General features: G+C 71.1%; 16 protein-coding genes and 2 pseudogenes. 15 read left to right on the top strand and 3 right to left on the bottom strand.

Annotated features, from left to right (window positions below; translation table 11 throughout):
• The first annotated feature begins 125 nt into the window (after positions 1-125).
• From ACIQTP_RS17380 to ACIQTP_RS17445, 14 genes and pseudogenes are all read left to right on the top strand, one after another.
• Positions 126-2,147: a beta-galactosidase gene (locus tag ACIQTP_RS17380; protein WP_403400696.1), complete on the top strand. Its 2,022-nt coding sequence runs from the start codon at positions 126-128 to the stop codon at positions 2,145-2,147.
• A 297-nt stretch (positions 2,148-2,444) separates the two neighbouring features.
• A complete protein-coding gene (locus ACIQTP_RS17385; RefSeq protein WP_403400698.1) occupies positions 2,445-4,007 on the top strand; it encodes a glycosyl hydrolase 53 family protein in 1,563 nt (520 codons plus the stop codon).
• Between the two features lie 179 nt (positions 4,008-4,186).
• Entirely contained in the window at positions 4,187-4,471 is a 285-nt protein-coding gene (locus ACIQTP_RS17390; RefSeq protein WP_402039838.1) for an ArsR family transcriptional regulator, read from the top strand.
• Between the two features lie 236 nt (positions 4,472-4,707).
• Positions 4,708-5,184, top strand: a complete 477-nt coding sequence (gene crcB, locus ACIQTP_RS17395) for a fluoride efflux transporter CrcB (protein WP_403400700.1) — start codon at positions 4,708-4,710, stop codon at positions 5,182-5,184.
• Positions 5,133-5,276 (top strand): annotated as a pseudogene (locus ACIQTP_RS17400) (DUF190 domain-containing protein); the annotation flags it as partial. The gene crcB (ACIQTP_RS17395) and the pseudogene ACIQTP_RS17400, both read left to right, overlap by 52 nt.
• Before the next feature lie 44 nt (positions 5,277-5,320).
• Complete coding sequence (gene crcB, locus ACIQTP_RS17405; RefSeq protein WP_403400702.1) at positions 5,321-5,695, top strand: fluoride efflux transporter CrcB; 375 nt, start codon at positions 5,321-5,323, stop codon at positions 5,693-5,695.
• 94 nt (positions 5,696-5,789) lie between these two features.
• The gene (locus ACIQTP_RS17410; RefSeq protein ID WP_403400704.1) at positions 5,790-6,626 is read left to right on the top strand and encodes an undecaprenyl-diphosphate phosphatase; all 837 of its coding nucleotides are present in this window, start codon (positions 5,790-5,792) and stop codon (positions 6,624-6,626) included.
• Between the two features lie 116 nt (positions 6,627-6,742).
• Positions 6,743-7,474: a FadR/GntR family transcriptional regulator gene (locus tag ACIQTP_RS17415; protein WP_403400706.1), complete on the top strand. Its 732-nt coding sequence runs from the start codon at positions 6,743-6,745 to the stop codon at positions 7,472-7,474.
• On the top strand, positions 7,471-8,919 hold the full coding sequence (locus tag ACIQTP_RS17420; RefSeq protein WP_403400708.1) for an amino acid permease: 1,449 nt from the start codon (positions 7,471-7,473) through the stop codon (positions 8,917-8,919). The genes ACIQTP_RS17415 and ACIQTP_RS17420 overlap by 4 nt, the downstream gene beginning before the upstream one ends.
• Entirely contained in the window at positions 8,916-9,935 is a 1,020-nt protein-coding gene (locus tag ACIQTP_RS17425; RefSeq protein WP_403400710.1) for an asparaginase, read from the top strand. The genes ACIQTP_RS17420 and ACIQTP_RS17425 overlap by 4 nt, the downstream gene beginning before the upstream one ends.
• Before the next feature lie 171 nt (positions 9,936-10,106).
• The gene (gene aspA / locus ACIQTP_RS17430; protein WP_403400712.1) at positions 10,107-11,525 is read left to right on the top strand and encodes an aspartate ammonia-lyase; all 1,419 of its coding nucleotides are present in this window, start codon (positions 10,107-10,109) and stop codon (positions 11,523-11,525) included.
• A 33-nt stretch (positions 11,526-11,558) separates the two neighbouring features.
• A complete protein-coding gene (locus ACIQTP_RS17435) occupies positions 11,559-12,509 on the top strand; it encodes a glutaminase (protein WP_403400714.1) in 951 nt (316 codons plus the stop codon).
• An 85-nt stretch (positions 12,510-12,594) separates the two neighbouring features.
• A complete protein-coding gene (mptB, locus tag ACIQTP_RS17440; RefSeq protein WP_403400716.1) occupies positions 12,595-14,007 on the top strand; it encodes a polyprenol phosphomannose-dependent alpha 1,6 mannosyltransferase MptB in 1,413 nt (470 codons plus the stop codon).
• Positions 14,004-15,389, top strand: a complete 1,386-nt coding sequence (locus tag ACIQTP_RS17445) for a glycosyltransferase 87 family protein (protein WP_403400718.1) — start codon at positions 14,004-14,006, stop codon at positions 15,387-15,389. The genes mptB and ACIQTP_RS17445 overlap by 4 nt, the downstream gene beginning before the upstream one ends.
• A 59-nt stretch (positions 15,390-15,448) precedes the next feature.
• On the opposite strand, the pseudogene ACIQTP_RS17450 reads toward ACIQTP_RS17445, so the two are convergent.
• From ACIQTP_RS17450 to ACIQTP_RS17460, 3 genes and pseudogenes are all read right to left on the bottom strand, one after another.
• Positions 15,449-16,288 (bottom strand): annotated as a pseudogene (locus tag ACIQTP_RS17450) (D-alanyl-D-alanine carboxypeptidase family protein); the annotation flags it as partial.
• A 125-nt stretch (positions 16,289-16,413) separates the two neighbouring features.
• Positions 16,414-17,556, bottom strand: coding sequence for a transcription termination factor Rho (gene rho / locus ACIQTP_RS17455; protein WP_403400720.1), 1,143 nt, complete (start codon positions 17,554-17,556; stop codon positions 16,414-16,416).
• Positions 17,557-17,842: 286 nt separating this feature from the next.
• Positions 17,843-18,673 carry a class I SAM-dependent methyltransferase gene (locus ACIQTP_RS17460; RefSeq protein ID WP_403400722.1) on the bottom strand — a complete coding sequence of 277 codons (831 nt, stop codon included), beginning with the start codon at positions 18,671-18,673 and terminating at the stop codon, positions 17,843-17,845.
• Between the two features lie 160 nt (positions 18,674-18,833).
• Here ACIQTP_RS17460 and ACIQTP_RS17465 point away from each other — a divergent pair, with 160 nt between their 5' ends.
• Positions 18,834-20,093 (top strand): cytochrome P450, encoded by a 1,260-nt coding sequence (locus ACIQTP_RS17465; protein WP_403400724.1) that lies wholly within the window; start codon positions 18,834-18,836, stop codon positions 20,091-20,093.
• Positions 20,094-20,220 lie beyond the last annotated feature (127 nt).

Genomic DNA, 20,220 nt, shown 5'->3' on the forward strand with positions numbered 1-20,220 from the left:
GCGTTCACAGTAGAGAAACATCCCGGACACTTGTCAATGGTTGTTGCTGTGCGGTTATGTTGGGATCGCGCCGCTGATCGAGTGTGTGCACGTTCCCAAATGATCGATTAAACGGGAGAAGATCCATGCCGGAGACCACACCCAAGGGCCTCACCGGGCTCGCCTTCGGTGGGGACTACAACCCCGAGCAGTGGCCGGAAAGCGTCTGGCACGAGGACGTCCGGCTGATGCGCGAGGCGGGGGTCACGATGGTGAGCGTCGGGATCTTCTCCTGGGCGCTGCTCGAACCCGCCCGGGGGACTTACGACTTCGGCTGGCTGGACCGACTGCTCGACCTGCTGCACGAGAACGGCATCCGTGCCGACCTCGGCACCCCGACCGTCGCGCCGCCCGCCTGGTTCTACCGCGAGCACCCCGAGGCGCTGCCGGTGGCCGCCGACGGCACCCGCTACGAGTTCGGCTCGCGCGCCGCCATCTGCCACAGCAACAGCGACTACCGCGCCGCCGCGGCGAGCATCACCACCGAACTCGCCACCCGGTACGCCGACCACCCCGCGCTCGCCCTGTGGCACGTCCACAACGAGTACGGCGTCCCCGTCTCGGCCTGCTACTGCGCGTCCTGCGCCGCCCACTTCCGCCGCTGGCTGGCCCGCGCGTACGGAACCGTGGAGGCGGTCAACGAGGCCTGGGGCACCGCCTTCTGGGGCCAGCGCTACGCGGACTTCGAGCAGATCAACCCGCCGCGTGTGACCCCCACCGTCGGCAACCCGGCCCAGGCCCTCGACTACAAGCGCTTCGCCGACGAGACCATGCGCGAGAACTTCGTCGCCGAGCGGGACATCCTGCACCGCCTCGCCCCCGGCATCCCGGTCACCACGAACTTCATGGCCGCCCTCAGCCAGTGCGACTCCGTCGACTACTGGGCCTGGGGCCGCGAGGTCGACCTCGTCACCAACGACCACTACCTGATCACCGACGGCCGCCGCACCCACGTCAACCTCGCGATGGCCGCCGACCTCACCCGCTCCGTCGCGGGCGGCGCCCCCTGGCTGCTGCTCGAACACTCCACGTCCGGCGTCAACTGGCAGCCCCGCAACCCCGCGAAGGCCCCGGGCCAGATGGCCCGCAACTCCCTCGCGCACGTGGCGCGCGGCTCCGAGGGCGCCATGTTCTTCCAGTGGCGGCAGTCCCGGCGCGGCGCCGAGAAGTTCCACTCGGCGATGCTGCCGCACGCCGGCACCGACTCCCGGGTCTGGCGCGAGGTCGTCGAACTCGGCGCCTCCATCGACTCGCTGACCGCGGTCAAGGGCAGCCGCGCCGTCGCCGACGCCGCCGTGCTGTGGGACTGGCACTCCTGGTGGGCACAGACCCTCGACTGGCGCCCCAGCGAGGACCACGACCCGCGCGAGCGCGCCGACGCGTTCTACGAGGCGCTCTACGACCGCCACCTCACGGTCGACTTCGCCCACCCGGAAGCCGACTTGTCGGCCTATCCCCTTGTCGTCGTCCCCGCCCTCTACCTGATGACCGAGGCCGCCGGGAACAACCTCAGGGAGTACGTCGGACACGGCGGCACCCTGGTCGTCTCGTACTTCTCCGGCATCGTCGACGAGCACGACGCCGTGCACGAGGGCGCCTACCCCGGCGCGCTGCGGGACGTGCTCGGCCTGACCGTCGAGGAGTTCTCACCCCTCCTGAAGGACGACCGGGTCCGGATCACCGGCCCCGACGGCTCCGAGCTCACCGGCGACGTCTGGACCGAGTTCGTGGTGCCGCGCGGCGCCGAGACGGTGTGGACGTACGCCGACGGACTCACCGCGGGCCACCCGGCCGTCACCCGCCACCGCCTCGGCGAGGGCTCCGCCTGGTACGTCTCCACCCGCCTCGGCGCGCAGGGCCTGGACGCCCTCATCGGCTGGGCGTCCGACGACGCGCGGATCGCGCCGCGCGCCGACCTGCCCCGCGATGTCGAAGTGGTGCGCCGCGGCGGTGAGTCGGGCACCTTCCTGTTCGCGATCAACCACACCTCGTCGGACGCCAAGGTGCCGCTGGACGCGGCCGGCACCGAGCTGCTGACGGGCGAACGCGCCGCGGGCCGCCTCGCGCTGCCCGCGGGGGCCGTACGGGTCGTACGACTCGACGGCTGAGCCGGCCGCCGTCCGGGTCGTACGCCTTGACGGCTGAGCCGATGCCGTCCGGGCCGTACGACCTGACGGCTGAGCCGATGCGGTCCGGGCCGTACGACCTGACGGCTGAGCCGATGCCGTCCGGGTCGTACGACTCCATGCTTCACCCGACTGCCGTCCGGTCGCAGGACCCGGCGGCCGAGCCGAACTCCCCTCCGCCCGTGCGTGCCACGAGAGCCGCGGGCGGAGGGGCCGCCCCCTCCAGAGCCACTCCGGGGGCACCCCATTCCCATCACGTCGAAGGGACGACGGACGAAGATGTTCCATCCCAGACGCACCCTCAGGGCCCTGCTGCTGCCGCTCGCGGCCGGGCTGGCCCTCACCGCCGTGCCCGCGCAGACGGCACAGGCGGCGAGCACCCTCACCAACGCCGGATTCGAGGCCGACGGCGCCGGCACGGCCACGCCCGGCGGCTGGTCGGAGTACGGCGACACCGGTGCCTCCTACGTGGAGGCCGGGGGCCACAGCGGTGGTTACCGCCTCACGCAGTACTCCTCCGCCGCCTACAAGGTGGAGACGTACCAGTACCTCTCCGGGCTGACCAACGGGAACTACCGGCTCACCGCCTGGGTGCGCTCGGGCGGCGGCCAGAACTCCGCCTACCTCGCGCTGAAGAACTGCGGCGGCACCGAGCAGCGCACCGACCTGCCGGTCTCCAGCAGCGGATGGATACACCTCGTCGTTCCCGTCGCGGTGACCGGCAACCAGTGCACGATCAGCATCAACTCCGATGCCAACGCGGGCAACTGGATCAATGTCGACGACCTGACGTTCACCTCCGGCAGCGCCACCGGGCTGTCCGTCAAGGGCTCCGACATCTCCTCACTCGCCAAGAGCGAGGCCCTCGGAGGCGTCTACAAGACCGCCTCCGGGACCACCGGTGACGCGCTCGCCATCCTCAAGTCCTCCGGCATGAACTACGCGCGCCTGAAGGTCTGGGTGAACCCCGCCGACGGCTACAACAACAAGACGCGCGTCCTGGCGATGGCCAAGCGCATCAAGGCGCAGGGCATGAAGCTCCTGGTCGACTTCCACTACTCGGACACCTGGGCCGACCCCGGCGCCCAGACCAAGCCGGCCGCCTGGGCGGGCCACTCCTACAGCCAGCTGAAGACGGACGTCTACAACCACACGTACGACGTCCTCAACGCGCTGAAGGCGCAGGGCACCACCGCCGACATGGTCCAGGTCGGCAACGAGATCAACGGCGGCATGCTGTGGTCCGAGGGCTCCACCGACAACTGGTCGCAGCTCGCCGGGCTCCTCAACTCCGGCTACGACGCCGTCAAGGCCGTCAGCTCGTCGACGACCGTCGCGCTGCACCTCGCCAAGGGCGGCGACCTGTCCGGCACCCGCTGGTGGTTCGACAACGCGGTCTCGGGCGGCGTGAAGTTCGACGCCATCGGCCTGTCCTACTACGGCTACTGGCACGGCCCGCTCTCCGACTTCCAGACGACCCTGGACGACGCGGCCGCGCGCTACGGCAAGCCGGTGTTCCTGGCCGAGACGGCCTACCCCTTCCGTCTCGACAGCGACGACTCGCTCGTCAACCAGATCGACACGACGGGTGAGCTGGTTTCCGGCTACCCGGCCACCACCGCCGGACAGTCCGCGTGGCTGCGGGACGTGATGAACGTCGTGGAGGCCGTCCCGAACGGCCGCGGCCTCGGTGTCTTCTACTGGGAGGCCACCTGGACCGCCGTCACGGGCAACGGCTGGGACCCGGCCGACGCCACGTCCGGCAACGGCTGGGAGAACCAGGCGCTGTTCGGCTTCGACGACAAGGCGCTGCCCGCCATGTCGCAGTTCGGCCACCGCTGATCAGTCACCTGATCAGCCACCGTCGATGACATGAGGGTCCGGCTGCCGGGGCGGCCGGGCCCTTGTGGTGTCCCAGGGACTTCCGGGCCGCGCGAAGGCCCGCAAGTCCCGTGCCGGCCGCCCCGGGCTGCGGGACAGTGGTCACACAGCGCCACCATCACGAAGGACAGGGGGACGAGATGCTGAGGGTTCCCGTCGGCGGGCGACGCCTGGACATCCTGGAGTGGCTGCGGGACCCCGCCGCGCACTTCCCGCCCGAGCGCCACGGCTCTCTCGTCGACGGCGTCGACGCGGCCGCCCTCGCCACCAAGCTCGGCGTGAGCCACGCCGTCGCCCGCACCCACCTCGACCTCCTCGTCGGGGTCGGACTGCTGCGCGCGAGAAGGATCGGGCGGCGCACGCTCTACCGCCGCGACGAGTACCGCATCGCCGAGGTCCGCTCCCTGTTCGAGAAGGGCTGGTAGGACAGGGGGAAGCGGGGGAGGGGAGAAGGGGAGGGGCAGCCGGGACGCCACGCCCCCCGGTCGAGTGTGCGAGGGCGGTGGGGTCGGCGTTACCCTGTTCAGCGGTCGCGATCATGTGTCGCGGCGCGGCGGTGGGGCCCGCCGTACCCGAACCGCGGCGCTGATGCCGCCAACGGTCCCTACTTGCGATGAGGTGTGCCCGGGGGCCCGGGCCCGGCGAGTAGGAGAAGTACGTCATGACAGTCCCGCGTCCCGAGCGCGTCGACGAGCCGGGTGCCGCCACACGGCCGACCCCGCGCCCCGCGTCCCCCTGGCACGGCCAGGCCCCGGTCGTGGCGACGGTCTCGCTCGGCGGAGCCATCGGCGCCACCGCCCGGTACGGGGCCGCGCGGCTGTGGCCCGTGGAGACGGGCGGTTTCCCCTGGACCACGTTCTGGGTCAACGTCATCGGCTGCGCGGTCATCGGCGTGTTCATGGTCGTCATCACGGACGTGTGGGCGGCCCACCGACTCGTGCGGCCCTTCTTCGGCACCGGTGTACTGGGAGGGTTCACCACCTTTTCGACGTACGCCGTGGACATCCAGAAACTGGTCGGCTCGGGCCACCCCGGAACCGGCCTCGCCTATCTCGTCGCGACCCTGTGCGCGGCGCTCACCGCGGTGTGGTTCGCGGTGACCGCGACCCGCCGCGCCCTGGTACGGAGGCAGCGATGACACGGCTGTACTCGGAGATCGTGCACCGTGCCCACGCGGCGGGGCAGGCCGGCGCGAGCGTCTTCCGTGGTATCGAGGGCTTCGGCGCCTCCGAGGCCGAACCCGGCAAAACGGGCAAGAAAGGTAAGAGATAGTTGTGAACTGGCTGCTGGTGATCGTCGGTGGAATGGTCGGCGCGCCTCTGCGCCATCTGACCGACCGTGCGGTGCGGACCAGGCACGACACCGTCTTGCCCTGGGGTACCTTCGCGGTCAACGTCGTGGGTTGTCTGATCCTCGGCCTGCTGACCGGCGCGGTCGCCGCGGGGGCCGCGGGTTCCCACCTTCAGCTGTTCCTCGGGACCGGCCTGTGCGGGGCACTGACCACGTACTCGACGTTCTCGTACGAGACACTACGGCTGACCGAGACCGGCGCGGGGTTCTACGCTGCGGCCAACGTGCTCGTGAGCGTGGCGGCCGGGCTCGGCGCGGCGTTCGCGGGTGTCTCGTTCGCCGAGGCGTTGTGGGCGTAGACGCCGGACGCCACTCGCACATAGTTAAGACTGTCTACAGCACTGTCGACCAACCCTCCTCACCATCAGTCCCTCAGACCTAGAACTGGATCCCATGAGCGTCATCAACGTCGGTCAGGCCGTCGTCCTCGGAGTCGTCGAGGGAGTGACCGAGTTCCTCCCCGTCTCCTCCACCGGCCACCTCAAGATCACCGAGGGGCTGATGAACATTCCGGTCGACGACAAGGCCGTCGTCGGGTTCTCAGCGGTCATCCAGGTCGGCGCGATCGCCGCCGTACTGGTGTACTTCTTCAAGGACATCGTGCGGATCGTCTCGGCGTGGGGCCGGGGGCTGCGCGATCGCGAGGAGCGGCAGCACCACGACTACAAGTTCGCGTGGTGGGTCATCTACGCCACCATCCCGATCGTGATCGTGGGCCTCGCCGCCAAGCCGCTCATCGACGGACCGCTCGCCTCCCTGTGGGTGGTCGCGGGTTCGCTGATCGTCGGCAGTGGCGCGATGTGGGCGGCGGACCAGATGGGGCGCCACAAGCGCGGTGAGGACGACACGTCCTTCAAGGACGCGATGCTGGTCGGTTGTTCGCAGATCCTCGCGCTGCTCTTCCCGGGCTTCTCGCGCTCCGGCGCCACGATGTCCACCGCGCTCGTCCTCGACCTGGACCGGGTCGCCGCCACCCGGCTCTCCTTCTTCCTCGGTATCCCCGCCCTCACCGGCGCCGGTCTGTACGAGCTGAAGGACGCCCTGGGCACGGGGGTGGGCGCCGCGCCGCTCGCGGTCGGCACGATCGTCTCCTTCGTCGTCGCCTACGGGTCGATCGCCTGGCTGCTGAAGTTCGTCGCCAAGCACTCCTTCAACGCCTTCGTGATCTACCGCATCGTGATCGGCCTGGCACTGTTCGGGCTGCTGGCGAGCGGGACCCTCGCCGGCTGATCGCGGAAACAGCAGCTCACAGGGGGTGCGAAGCCGGTTTACAGGCTTCGCACCCCCTGAATTTTTCTTTTCACTCCCCTTGACAGCCCCCTCTTGTCACCCGCAGGATCACCCCCGTGAACCTGTCAGACAGCCAGACAGGTGGATGGGTACCGCGGCGCGTCAGCGCCATGGAAGCGGTGCTCACCCACCTTCGCCGCGCCATCGAGCGCGGCGAATACGCCATCGGTGACAAACTCCCCTCCGAGGCCGAGCTGTGCCGCCGCCTGGAGGTCAGCCGGCCGGTGCTCCGCGAGGCGCTGCGGGCCCTGCAGGTGATGGGCCTGACCGTGTCCCGTACGGGCAAGGGCACCTTCGTGGTCGCCAACACGGTCGAGGACCCCACCTTCGGCGACTACGCGGCGAGCGACCTGCTCGAGGTGCGCCGCCACGTCGAGATCCCGGTCGCCGGTTACGCGGCGGTGCGCCGCACCCCGGAGAACCTCGACCACCTGCACCATCTGCTGGACCGGATGGAGCGGGAGACCGACACCACGGCGTGGGTCGCCATGGACACGATCTTCCACATCGCGGTCGCCGAGGCCTCGCAGAACCCGGTCTTCCGCAGGGTGATCGAAGAGATCCGGGACGCGCTGGCCCGCCAGTCCGCCTTCCTCAACGAGCTCGGCGGGCGGCGCGAACAGTCCAACCGTGAGCACCGGGCGATCGTCGAAGCGCTGATCGACGGCAGTGAACACGACGCGGTGGAGGCGATGTCCCATCACCTCGACCGCGTGGAGACCACCCTCACCGACATCGTGCGCCCCGCGCGTACGGACATCCCCACGGAAGGCGGACCCGAGGCGTGAGCGAGCAGTCCCTCAAAGACGAGGCCACATCGGCAGGCAAACCGGCCGCGCACGTCGATGCCGGAGACGCGGGTTACAGCAAGTCGCTGAAGTCCCGGCACGTCAACATGATCGCCATCGGCGGTGCCATCGGCACCGGCCTCTTCCTCGGTGCGGGCGGCCGGCTCGCCGACGCCGGCCCCTCCCTCTTCGTGGCGTACGCGGTGTGCGGCGTCTTCGCCTTCCTCGTCGTGCGCGCGCTCGGCGAACTCGTCCTGTACCGGCCGTCCTCCGGCGCCTTCGTGTCGTACGCCCGGGAGTTCCTGGGGGAGAAGGGCGCGTACGTCGCCGGCTGGATGTACTTCCTGAACTGGGCCACCACCGGTATCGCCGACATCACCGCCGTGGCCGTCTACACCCACTACTGGGGCATGTTCTCCGACATCCCGCAGTGGGTGATCGCGCTCGTCGCGCTCGCCGTCGTCCTCACGGTGAATCTGATATCCGTACGCATGTTCGGCGAACTGGAGTTCTGGTTCGCGATCATCAAGGTGAGCGCGCTCGTCGTCTTCATGCTCATCGGCATCTTCCTGCTGGTCACCCAGCACCCGGTCGACGGCAACACCCCCGGCCCGTCCCTGATCACGGACAACGGCGGAATCTTCCCCAACGGCCTGCTGCCGATGCTGCTGATCATCCAGGGCGTCGTCTTCGCCTACGCCTCCGTCGAGCTGGTCGGTGTCGCGGCGGGCGAGACGGAGAACCCCGAGAAGATCATGCCGAAGGCGATCAACTCGATCATGTGGCGTGTCGGCCTGTTCTACGTCGGCTCGGTCGTCCTGCTCTCGATGCTGCTGCCCTGGAACAAGTACAGCGCGGGCCAGAGCCCCTTCGTGACCGTCCTGTCGAACATCGGCATCCCGGCGGCGGGCGGCGTGATGAACCTGGTCGTACTCACCGCGGCCATGTCGTCCCTCAACTCCGGCCTCTACTCCACCGGCCGCATCCTGCGCTCCATGGCGATGTCGGGCTCCGCGCCCAGGTTCACCGGCGTGATGAGCCGCAGCCAGGTCCCGTACGGCGGCATCCTGCTCACCAGCGGGATCTGCGTCCTCGGTGTCGGCCTCAACTACGTGGTCCCCGCCGACGCCTTCGAGATCGTCCTGAACTTCGCCGCCATCGGCATCCTCGCCACCTGGGGCATGATCATGCTCTGTCATGTGCTGTTCTGGCGGAAGACCCGGAGTGGTGAGCTGACCAGGCCGAGTTACCGTCTGCCCGGCTCGCCGTGGACCGAGATCGCGACGATCGGCTTCCTCGTCTCCGTCCTCGTCCTGATGTACGCCGACGGGGGAGCGGGGCGCACCACCGTGCTGTGTCTGCCGCTGATCGCCGTGGCGCTCGTCGCCGGGTGGTACGGGGTGCGCCGCCGGGTCTCCGGCATCCGTGACGGAGTGGACGCGTGAGCACGAGCGTGACGTACGCCGCTTCGATCGCCGCCGCCCCGGTGATCCGCGAACCCCTGCACGCCCCCGTCGCCCAGCTCGTCCGCGGCGGAGTCGTCGAAGGCATCCACTACGGCTCGGTGGTCGTGCTGGCCGCCGATGGCGGCGTCGACCTCCAGATCGGGGACATCGAGGCCGCGTTCTACCCTCGCTCGGCGCTCAAGCCCGTCCAGGCGGTGGCGATGCTGCGGGCGGGTCTGCCGTTGGACGGCGAGCTGCTCTCGCTGGCCGCGGCCAGTCACTCCGGCGAGGAACGGCACCTCGCCGGGACCCGGCGGATCCTGGAACTGGCCGGCGCCACCGAGGACGACCTGCGCAACGTGCCCGACCTGCCGTACGACCCGGTCGTGCGGGACGCCTGGGTCCGCCAGGGGCGGCTGCCGTCCCGGCTCGCGCAGAACTGCTCCGGCAAACACGCCGCCATGCTGATGACCGCCCGGCTCAACGGCTGGACCCTCGACGACTACCTCGACCCGGGCCACCCCCTCCAACAGGCCATCGCGGAGATCGTCGAGGACCTCACCGGGCAGGCGATCGCCCAGGTCACCGTCGACGGTTGCGGCGCGCCCCTCTTCTCCGTCTCGCTGCACGGGCTCGCCCGCGCCGCCGCCCGGATCACCACCGCGCCGGCCGGCACCCCCGAGGCGCGGGTCGCCGACGCGATGCGCGAGCACGCCGAGATGGCGTCCGGCTCCGGCCGCGATGTCGCGGCGCTGATGCGGGCCGTGCCGGGGCTGCTCACGAAGGACGGCTTCGAAGGCGTCCAGGTGGCCGCGCTGCCGGACGGCCGGGCCGTCGCCGTGAAGATCGCCGACGGTGCGGACCGGGCGCGCGGGCCGGTGGCCGTGGCGGCGCTCGCGCGCGCGGGGGTCGCCCCGGCGGTGCTCGCGGAGTTCGCCTCCGTGCCGTTGCTCGGGGGCGGTGCCGTTGTGGGCGGGCTTCGCCCGGCCCGGGTGCTCGATCCGCTCTCGGCCTGAGCGGCGTGCGACCAGGTCGTGGTGGCGCGTCGCCGGGTGCGGGTTCGTCGTGGCCGGTCGCGCAGTTCCCCGCGCCCCTTGGGCCCGTGCACCTCAGGTCCGGATTAGCGGCTCGCCCCTGACCGCCTCACCCCATCCACCCTCACCCCTCCGAAAGAGGACCGCTCAGTCATGACCGTCGCCGTAGCGCACCGCAGTGAACACGATCTGCTCGGGGACCGTGACGTCCCGGCCGAGGCGTACTGGGGCATCCACTCCCTGCGCGCCACCGAGAACTTCCCCATCACGGGAACGTCGATCTCCGCCTATCCGCATCTGATCGAGGCCCTGGCCGCCGTCAAGGAGGCCGCCGCCCGCGCCAACGAGGAACTCGGCCTGCTCGAACCGGAGAAGGCCATGGCCATCGTCGCGGCCTGCCGGGAGATCCGCGCCGGCAAGCTGCACGACCAGTTCGTGGTCGACGTCATCCAGGGCGGCGCCGGCACCTCGACGAACATGAACGCCAACGAGGTCGTCGCCAACCGGGCGTTGGAGCTCCTCGGCCGCGCCAAGGGCGAATACCAGTACCTGCACCCCAACGAGGACGTCAACCTCGGCCAGTCGACCAACGACGTCTACCCCACCGCCGTCAAGGTCGCCACCGTCTTCGCGGTGCGCGAGCTGCTCAAGGCGATGGCCGTGCTCCAGGACGCGTTCGCCGCCAAGGCCTTCGAGTTCCGTGACGTACTGAAGATGGGGCGTACCCAGCTCCAGGACGCGGTGCCGATGACCCTCGGGCAGGAGTTCTCGGCGTACGCGGTGATGCTCGACGAGGACCGCAGCCGGCTCGCCGAGGCCGTCGAGCTGATCCACGAGATCAACCTGGGCGCCACGGCCATCGGCACCGGCCTCAACGCACCCGCCGGATACGCCGAATCCGCCCGCCACCACCTCTCCGCGATCACCGGGCTGCCCCTGGTCACCGCCGCCAACCTGGTCGAGGCCACCCAGGACTGCGGTGCCTTCGTCCAGATGTCCGGCGTGCTCAAGCGGATCGCCGTGAAGCTGTCGAAGAGCTGCAACGACCTGCGGCTGCTGTCCTCCGGGCCGCGCGCGGGTCTGGGCGAGATCAACCTGCCGCCGGTGCAGGCCGGTTCGAGCATCATGCCCGGCAAGGTCAACCCGGTGATCCCCGAGGTCGTCAACCAGGTCGCCTTCGAGGTGATCGGCAACGACGTCACCATCACCATGGCCGCGGAGGCGGGGCAGCTCCAGCTCAACGCCTTCGAGCCGATCATCCTGCACTCCCTGTCCGAGAGCATCACCCACCTGCGCTCCGCCTGCCTGACCCTCGCCGAGCGCTGCGTCGCCGGGATCACCGCCAACAGGGAGGTGCTGCGTGCCGCGGTCGAGAACTCCATCGGCCTGGTGACCGCCCTGAACCCGCACATCGGGTACATGGCCGCCACCGACATCGCCAAGGAGGCCCTCGCCACCGGGCGCGGCGTCGCCGAACTCGTCCTGGAGAAGGGCCTGTTGCCCGCCGAGCGGCTGGCGGCGCTGCTGCGGCCCGAGGTGATCGCGGGCAGCGGCACCCCGCAGGCGGTGTGACCCGATGCGCACCCGGACCGGCCCGGCGGCACAATGGTGATCATGGCTGTGTCTTCGTCGTATCCGTCGTCCCCGACCTTCCAGCCGGTCCTGGAGCGCATCGCCACCGAGATCGGGCAGACCCCCGGCCGCGGCCGGCCCGCCGACTACATCCCGGCGCTGGCCGCCTGCGACCCCCGGCGCTTCGGCATGGCCGTGGCCGAGATCGACGGCACGGTGTACGGCGTGGGGGACTGGCGGCAGCCGTTCTCCACGCAGTCCATCACCAAGGTCTTCACGCTCGCCCTCGACCTGGCCCGTGAGGGCGACGAACTGTGGGAACACGTCGGCCGCGAGCCCTCCGGCAACCCCTTCAACTCGCTGGTGCAGCTGGAGTACGAGAACGGCATCCCGCGCAATCCCTTCATCAACGCGGGCGCCCTGGTCGTCACCGACCGGCTCCAGACCCGTACCGGCGACGCGGCCGGCACCCTGCTGGCCTTCCTGCGCGCGGAGAGCGGCAACGCCGACCTCACCTTCGACAAGGAGGTGGCCGCCTCCGAGGCCACCCGAGGCGATCGCAACGCGGCCCTCGCCCACTTCATGGCCTCGTACGGCAACATCGACAACCCGGTACCGGTGCTCCTCGAGCAGTACTTCCGCCAGTGCTCGATCGAGGCGTCCTGCGCCGACCTCGCCCTCGCCACGAGCTTCCTGGCCCGGCACGGCATCCGCGCCGACGGCTCCCGACTGTTCACGCAGAGCCAGGCCAAGCAGGTCAACGCGGTCATGCTGACCTGCGGCACGTACGACGCGGCGGGCGAATTCGCCTACCGCGTCGGCCTCCCCGGCAAGAGCGGCGTCGGCGGCGGAATCATCGCGGTGGTCCCCGGCCGCTGCACCCTGTGCGTCTGGAGCCCAGGTCTGGACGAGCGGGGCAACTCGGTGGCGGGCGTAGCGGCCCTGGACCGCTTCACGACGCTGACGGGCGTGTCGGTCTTCTGAGCCACCACCCGGAGGTAACGCCACATCCCCCGCCCGGAGGGCGCCCCGTCGCTTTCCGGCCACCCGCCCTTGACACGCTTGCCAAGTGTTGGCCAAGGCTCCCCTCGATCTCCACCGCTGTCAGGCCCTGGGCCTGACCGGTACCGCCTTCCTCGCGCTCGGCGGTGAGACGGCCGGCGCCCTGCCCACGCGGGACTTCCTCGACCCCGGCTCCGCGCGTGCCGTACTCGGCGTGGTCGGGGTCTACTTCGGCGTCGTCCTGCTGATCGCCGCGTGGGTGCTGCTCGGCAAGGTCGTACGCGGTCCGCAGCCGCCGACGCCGCGCGCACTGCTGCTGGTGCTCGCCGCGTGGGCGGCGCCGCTGCTTCTCGCGCCGCCGCTGTTCAGCAGGGACGTCTACAGCTATCTCGCGCAGGGCGCCATGGTCGACGCGCACATCGACGTGTACGCCCACGGGCCCGCGCAGCTCGGCGGCCCGCTCGCCGACGAGGTGGCACCGGTGTGGCAGCAGACCACGGCGCCGTACGGCCCGGTCTTCCTCGCCGTCGCCTCCGCGCTGTCCGGCCTCACCCGCGGGGAGATACCGGCAGGGCTGCTCGGGATGCGCCTGGTCGCGCTGCTCGGCGTCGGCCTGATGGCGGCGGCGCTGCCCCGCCTCGCCCGGCACAGCGGTGCCGATCCGGCCGCCGCGCTGTGGCTCGGCGCGCTCAACCCGCTCGTGCTGCTGCACCTGGTGGCCGGTGCGCACAACGACGCCATCATGCTGGGACTGCTCGGCGTCGGCCTGGTCGCCGCGCGCGGCCGATGGCACCTCCTGGGGGTCGTCCTCATCACCCTCGCCGCCCTGGTCAAGGCGCCGGCCGTGCTCGGCCTGCTCGCGGTGGTGGCGCTGCGCGGGCGTCGCGGAGCGCTGCGCACGGCCTTGACCACGACCGGGGTCGCGCTCGCCACCACGGCCGTGGTGACCGCCGTGGCGGGCACGGGGTACGGCTGGATAGCGGCCCTGAAGACCCCCGTCTCCCCGCACAACTGGTCGCCCACCAGCCTGCTCGGCGGCGCCACCGGCGCCCTGCTGAAGGATCTCGGCAGCGGCCTCGCCCCGCTGGCGATGCCCGTCTGGCACGCGACCGGGCTGGTGGTGACCGTCCTGGTCGTCCTGTTCATATGGCTGCGCCTGCGGCCGGGCCCCATCTACGCGTTGGGCCTGAGCCTGGGCGCGGTCGCCGTGTTCGGCCCCGCCATCCGGCCCTGGTACGCCCTGTGGGGCCTGTTCCTCATCGCCGCCGCGGCGCCCAACGGCTCGGTGCGCCACCGGGTCGCGGCGGCCAGTGCGGTACTCGCGCTCGCCGTACTGCCGAGCGGCGGCCCGCCGGACGTCGATCAGGTGGTGCTGGCCGTCTCCGGCGGCGCGCTCGCCCTCGTGGTGCTCTGGCAGGCCCGTCAGGCCGCCCGGGCCGAGGAGTCGGCTCAGCCGCCGGTGCTGGGGCGTACGGCATGAGACATCTGGCCACCGACGGCCGACGGCTGCTCGGCCTGCTCTCACTCGTTGTCGCGGTGGGCGTGTTCACCGCGACCGTGCCGCTGCTGCGCGACTGGTTCGATCTGCGCGTCTACTACGGCACCGTCGACGCCTGGGCCCATCACGGCGGCCGGATCTACGACTACTGGGTGCCGGGAACCACGTACGGATTCACCTATCCGCCGTTCGCGGCCGTGACCATGCTGCCGATGGCGCTGATCGGGCTGCGCACGGCGATCGCCGTCTCCGTGGTGCTCAACCTCGCGGCGCTGGCGGTCGTGGTGTGGATCCTGATCGGGCCCGCGCTGCGCCGCTACGGCTGGTACGGCTGGGCCCTCGCGGCCTGTCTGCTGGCCCTGCTCGAACCGGTCCGCGACACCTTCAGCTTCGGGCAGGTCAACCTGCTGCTGCTGGCCCTCGTCCTGAGCGACGCCCGGCTGCTGTCCACCGGCCGGGGACGCCGGGCGGGCGTCGGCATCGGGCTGGCCGCCGCGATCAAGCTCACCCCCGTGCTCTTCATCGGCCTGCTGCTGCTCGGCCGCCGCCGGCGCGCCGCAGGGGTCGCGACGGCCGTCGCCGCGGCGGCCACCGGTCTTGCGGCCTGGGTGGCGCCCGGCGCCTCGCGCTTCTACTGGTCCGAGGCACTGTGGGACACCAACCGCATCGGACGTCTCGCCTATGTCTCCAACCAGTCGTTGCAGGGCGTCCTGGCCCGGCTCGCGGCACCGGGCGAACCGAGTCGGGCCGTGTGGGCGACGGCCGCCCTGGTGATCCTGTGCGTGTGGGCGTGGCGGACCTCGTGGGCGCTGGCCGACGAGGACTGGGCGGCCGCGTTCGCCCTCACCGGTCTCGCCGCCTGCCTCCTCAGCCCGATCACCTGGGTGCACCACCTCGTCTGGCTGCTGCCGTCCTTCGCCGTACTGCTGCACCGGCACCGTGCGCGGGTCGCGGCGGCCCTGTACGCGGTGCTGTGCAGCAGTGTGGTGTGGCTCTGGTTCGACGACTCCTCCGGCCTCGACGGATTCCTCGGCAGCAACACGTACACGTGGATCACGCTGGGGCTGCTGGTGTGGCTGCCGGCCGGTCAGTCGCGGGTGGCCCGCACGCCCTTGAGACGCAGGGCGAGGGCCACGCCGCCCGCGCCCAGACCCGCGGCGCCCAGGATGCCGGCCGTCTCCGGCCAGCCGCCGTCGTCGATGTCCGCGGACCCGGCCCTCGCCTGTACGGGCGAGGCGCCCGCCGCCGGGACGGACCGGGTGTCGGGGAGCGACCCGACGGGTTTGACGTGCCCGGCGGCCGCGAAACCCCAGTCGAGCAGCGAGCGGGCCTCCTCGTACACCGTGGTGCCGCCGCCCGCCTGAGGGTTCATCACCGTGACGACGAGGGTGCGTCCGCCCCGGTGCGCGGCGGCGACGAGTGTGTTGCCCGCGTTGGTGGTGTAGCCGTTCTTGACGCCGATCAGGCCCGGGTAGGGCGCCACCCCGTCGGCGCCGGTCAGCAGCCGGTTGGTGTTCTGGATCTCGTACGGGTAGCCGTCGCCGGGGAAGCTGGCCTCGGCGGTGGAGCAGTAGCGCGCGAACTCCGGGTTGCGCAGGCCGTCCCGCCCGAAGACCGCGAGGTCGTACGCCGACGAGACCTGGCCGGGGGTGTCGTAGCCGTCGGGTGACTCGACATGGGTGTCGAGGGCTCCCAGCGAGCGGGCCTTGGCCTGCATCCGGGCCGCCGTCCGGTGCCAGCCGCCGTTCATCGCGGCCAGTACGTGCACGGCGTCGTTGCCGGAGTTGAGGAAGACCCCGCGCCACAGGTCGGCCACGCGGTAGGTGTGCCCCGCGGCCACGCCCACCAGGCTGCTGCCGTCACCGATGCCCTCCAGTTCCTCCTCCTTGACGGTGTGCTGGATGCCGGCCGGCAGCGCCGGGAGCACGGTGAGCGCGAAGAGGGTCTTGAGGGTGCTGGCGGGCGGCAGCTTGAGGTGCGCGTCGTGCGCGGCGAGCACCTCGCCGGTGCCTGAGTCGGCCACCAGCCACGACAGGGCCGAGACGTCCGGCAGCGCGGGGGCGTCGGACCGTGTGCGTACCTGCGTCCCGGCCCGCTGGAGGTAGGGCGTCTGGGAGGCCAGGGGTCTCGGCAGGCCGGTACCGAGGCGGGCGCGGGCGAGGGCCGGACTCGGCGCGAGGGCCAGTGCTCCGGCCACACAGAGGGCGGAGCAGGAGAAGGCGGTCAACGAGACGACCATCCGGGATGGGAATCCGATTGTCATACCGCAAACGTAGGAACGGAGTCGCCGTGTGCCGGGGTGCCAGGCCCGAGCGAGGGGATGCAGTACCCGGATGCCGCACGCGGGCGAGGTCCGGGAGGTCCCGGGCGGTGGATTCGGGGTGGAGGTCAGGCGGCGGGCAGGGTCGGCTGGACTTGACGCAGGAAGGTCGCGTTGTCCGGGGTGGCGCGCAGCCGCTCCAGGAGGGTTTCCAGGGCGGCCTGGGCGTCCCGGGTCTGCAGGGCGCGTCGCAGGCCGCGTACGGACGTCAACTCGGCCCCGGGCAGGAGCAGTTCCTCGCGGCGGGTGCCGGACGGGATGATGTCCACGGCCGGGAACACCCGCCGTGAGGCGAGGGTCCGGTCGAGGCGGAGCTCCATGTTGCCGGTGCTCTTGAGCTCCTCGAAGAAGTAGTCGTCGGCGCGGGAGCCGGTCTCCACCAGGGCGGTGGCGAGGATGGTGAGCGAGCCGCCCTCCTCGGCGAGGCGCGCGGCGCCGAAGAACCGCTTGGGGCCGTGCACCGCGGCGGCGTCGACGCCGCCGCTGAGGGTGCGGCCACCGGAGGCCGCCGCGTTGTTGTGCGCGCGGCACAGCCGGGTGAGCGAGTCCATCAGGATGACGACGTCCTCGCCCTGTTCGACGAGCCGCTTGGCGCGCTCGACGACGAGCTCGGCGAGGGCGATGTGCTCCTTCGGCGTCTTGTCGAAGGTCGAGGCGTAGACCTCGCCGCGGACGGAGCGCCGCATGTCGGTGACCTCTTCGGGCCGCTCGTCTAGGAGCAGCACGATCAGATGGCATTCGGGGTGGTTGCCCGCGACGGCGGCGGCGAGCTGCTGGAGCAGTACCGTCTTGCCGGTCTTGGGCGGCGCGACGATCAGGCCGCGCTGGCCCTTGCCGACGGGGGAGACCAGGTCGACGACGCGTCCGGCCATGCCGCTCGCCGGGTGCTCCAGGCGGAGCCGGTCGCGCGGGTGCAGCGGGGTGAGGTCGCGGAAGTGCGGGCGGCGGCGCAGCTCTTCGGGGGTGCGGCCGTTGATCCGCTCGACCTCGGCGAGGGCGCGGGGTCCGCCGCGTACGCCGTCGACGGTGTCGCCCTTGCGCAGGCCGTGACGGCGGATCAGCGCGGCGGAGACCTGCACGTCGGTCGGCGTGGGCAGGCAGCTCTCGGCGGCGCGCAGGTACCCCTGCCCGTTGTGCGCGATGTCGAGGACACCTGCGGCGCGGGCCGGGAGCTGCTTCTGTACGGGAGGGTGTTCGAGTGTGGTGGTCATGAGAGGGGGTCCTTTCGAGGACGGATTCATGAGGTCATGAAGAAGGGAGGGGTGTGCCGGGGGGAGGCGGCGTGCTCACGCCTCCGTGCGGCGGGGAAGATCACCTGAAGGAGCTACGGGTTGACCGTGCTCGAAAGGTGATGCGAAGAAGCTGGTCGCCCGGTCCGAAAAGCTACGGGCCTGTCAGCGGGAGAAGGAGACTCGGCACCGGCGCCCGAGACGGGGCGTACACAAGTGCTCACCGCACAATATCACGGCTTCGGGTGAATCGGCTGTGACCCGTCTCTCAGCGGCTTGCCAGGAGGCCGTACAGCAGCGGAATGCGCGGCTCGTCCTCCGGCAGGCGCCACCAGCCGGACGGCGTGCGGACCATCTGCGGCCAGCGCGGCCAGGGGAGCTCGTCGCTCTCCCTGAGCCGGCGGATACCTAGTCCCGCTTCCGTCAACGCGTTGACGACCTCGTCCATTCCGTGCATCCACTCGTAACTGTCGGTCGCGCCCTCGACCGCCGGTCCGTCGGTGTACGTGTAGGTCGCGTTCCGGTGCACGGCGTCCCGGCCGCCCAGGTAGTCGTGGCGCAGCAGCAGTTCGGTGCCCTCGTCCTCGGCGGGCTTGGGGCCCAGCGCGTTGAGCAGCGGATGGAACTCGGCGATGTACAACCGCCCTCCCGGGCGCAGCAGTCGAGCGATGACGGCGGCCCAGCGGTCCAGGTCGGGCAGATAGCACAGGGCGCCCTTGCCCGTGTAGACGACGTCGAACCGCCGCCCGTCCAGGGCTTCGACGGCGTCGTACACATTGGCTCGTACGTACGTCACGTCGGCGCCCGCCCGTGCCGCGATGTCGGCCGCGGCCGCCACGGACGCCTCGGAGATGTCCAGGCCGACGGTCCGCGCGCCACGTTCGGCGAAGGCGATCGTCTCGGTGCCGAGGTGGCACTGGAGATGGAGCACGTCGAGGCCGGCCAGGTCCCCGAGGTCCTCCCACTCGAAGGCGGCGAACCAGCGTGCCGGTTCGAGCTTCTCGCCCAGCCCGTAGAACCGGCTGGCGAGATGGACGGGGGTCCGCGCGTCCCAGTTGGCCTGGTTGGCCCGCATCATCCGCTCGTGCTCGTCGGTCATGGAACCATCCAACCGTGGACGGAGGCGGATTTGGGGCAAGAACCGTGGATCGGCGCGTACGCCCTCTCTGTCGGTCACCGCGGTCGAGCGGGCAGAATCCTTCGTCGTAACGGCTCGCAGCGCCTGCGCCCGACTCCCCACCCCCACAAGGAGACCTCCGGTGGACACCTCTCCCGTCACGCCGCACCGCATGGACCCGGCCGGCGGCTGCCCGCACGCCGACAACGCGCGGCTGCTCGAGCGGAGCGCCGTCGCGGCGGTGGTGCTGCCCGGCGAGGTGGAGGCGATGGCGGTGCTCGGGCACGAGGCGTTGAAGGAGTTCCTCGCGCATCCCGAAGTCGCCAAGGGCGCCGAGCACTTCACCGAGCTGCGGGAGGGGCGGATAGCGCCGGGGTGGCCGCTTACGACCTTCGCGACCGTACGCGGGATGACGACCGCGGACGGCGAGGACCACCGGCGGCTGCGGTCACTCGTGAGCAAGGCGTTCACGGCGCGCCGGGTCGAGGAACTACGGCCCCGGATCGAGGAGTTGACGGCGGGACTGCTCGACGACCTCCGGGCCGCGGCCGAGCGGGACGGCGGAGTCGCCGATCTGCGCCGGCACTTCGCGATGCCGCTGCCCATGGGGGTCATCGGGGAACTGCTCGGAGTGGACGCGGAGCACCGTGACCGGCTGCACCATCTGTCGAACCAGGTGGTCGCCACCGACATCGGCCCCGAGAAGGCCCTGGCGGCCAACCGTGAACTCGTCGCCGTGCTCGCCGCCGTGGCCGCCGCGCGGGGTGAGCGGCCGGGCGACGACCTCACCAGCGCGCTGATCGCCGCCCGGGACGAGGAGGGCGACCGGCTCAGCCAGGAGGAGCTCATCGGCACCCTGGTACTGATGATCATCGCGGGGCACGAGACCACGCTCAACCTCCTCACCAACGCCGTACGCGCGCTCTGTGGCCATCGGGACCAGCTGGAGCTGGTCATGAAGGGCGAGAACGGGGTGGGCTGGGCGGACGTGGTCGAGGAGACCCTGCGCTGGGACGCGCCCGTCAGCTACTTCCCCTTCCGCTATCCGGTGCGTGACCTGACCGTCGACGGCACGGTGATCCCCAAGGGGACGCCCGTGCTGGCCGGTTACTCGGCAGCGGGGCGCGACCCGGCCGTGCACGGCCCGGACGCCGACCGCTTCGACGTCACCCGGCCCGGCAGGCCCGGCGCCGCCCGCCACCTCTCCCTCGGGCACGGCGCCCACTACTGCCTCGGTGCCCCGCTGGCGCGTATGGAGGCGACCATCGCCCTGGAACGGCTGTTCACCCGCTTCCCCGACCTCGACCTCGCCGTGACGGAGGCGGAACTCTCCCGGCACTCCAGTTTCGTCGGCAACAGCGTGCGGGCACTTCCGGTACGGCTCGGCACCTCCCACGGCTGACCGCGCGCAAACCGCCGTACGACACCGCGCCGCATACCAGCCGTACGACACCGCGATGCCCCTGCGCCGACCCTTTTCTTGTTCTGGGCGATGGCCGTCCCTACGCTTCCAGCACCGCACACCGGCG

It is taken from the genome of Streptomyces sp. NPDC090798 (assembly GCF_044768965.1).
Lineage (GTDB): Bacteria > Actinomycetota > Actinomycetes > Streptomycetales > Streptomycetaceae > Streptomyces.

What these genes read in the sequence shown, in the direction of transcription:
- ACIQTP_RS17380 (WP_403400696.1), top strand. Translation starts at nt 126, where the DNA reads ATGCCGGAGACCACACCCAAGGGCCTCACCGGGCTCGCCTTCGGTGGG.
- ACIQTP_RS17385 (WP_403400698.1), top strand. Translation starts at nt 2,445, where the DNA reads ATGTTCCATCCCAGACGCACCCTCAGGGCCCTGCTGCTGCCGCTCGCG.
- ACIQTP_RS17390 (WP_402039838.1), top strand. Translation starts at nt 4,187, where the DNA reads ATGCTGAGGGTTCCCGTCGGCGGGCGACGCCTGGACATCCTGGAGTGG.
- crcB (WP_403400700.1), top strand. Translation starts at nt 4,708, where the DNA reads ATGACAGTCCCGCGTCCCGAGCGCGTCGACGAGCCGGGTGCCGCCACA.
- ACIQTP_RS17410 (WP_403400704.1), top strand. Translation starts at nt 5,790, where the DNA reads ATGAGCGTCATCAACGTCGGTCAGGCCGTCGTCCTCGGAGTCGTCGAG.
- aspA (WP_403400712.1), top strand. Translation starts at nt 10,107, where the DNA reads ATGACCGTCGCCGTAGCGCACCGCAGTGAACACGATCTGCTCGGGGAC.
- ACIQTP_RS17435 (WP_403400714.1), top strand. Translation starts at nt 11,559, where the DNA reads ATGGTGATCATGGCTGTGTCTTCGTCGTATCCGTCGTCCCCGACCTTC.
- ACIQTP_RS17445 (WP_403400718.1), top strand. Translation starts at nt 14,004, where the DNA reads ATGAGACATCTGGCCACCGACGGCCGACGGCTGCTCGGCCTGCTCTCA.
- rho (WP_403400720.1), bottom strand. Translation starts at nt 17,556, where the DNA reads ATGACCACCACACTCGAACACCCTCCCGTACAGAAGCAGCTCCCGGCC.
- ACIQTP_RS17460 (WP_403400722.1), bottom strand. Translation starts at nt 18,673, where the DNA reads ATGACCGACGAGCACGAGCGGATGATGCGGGCCAACCAGGCCAACTGG.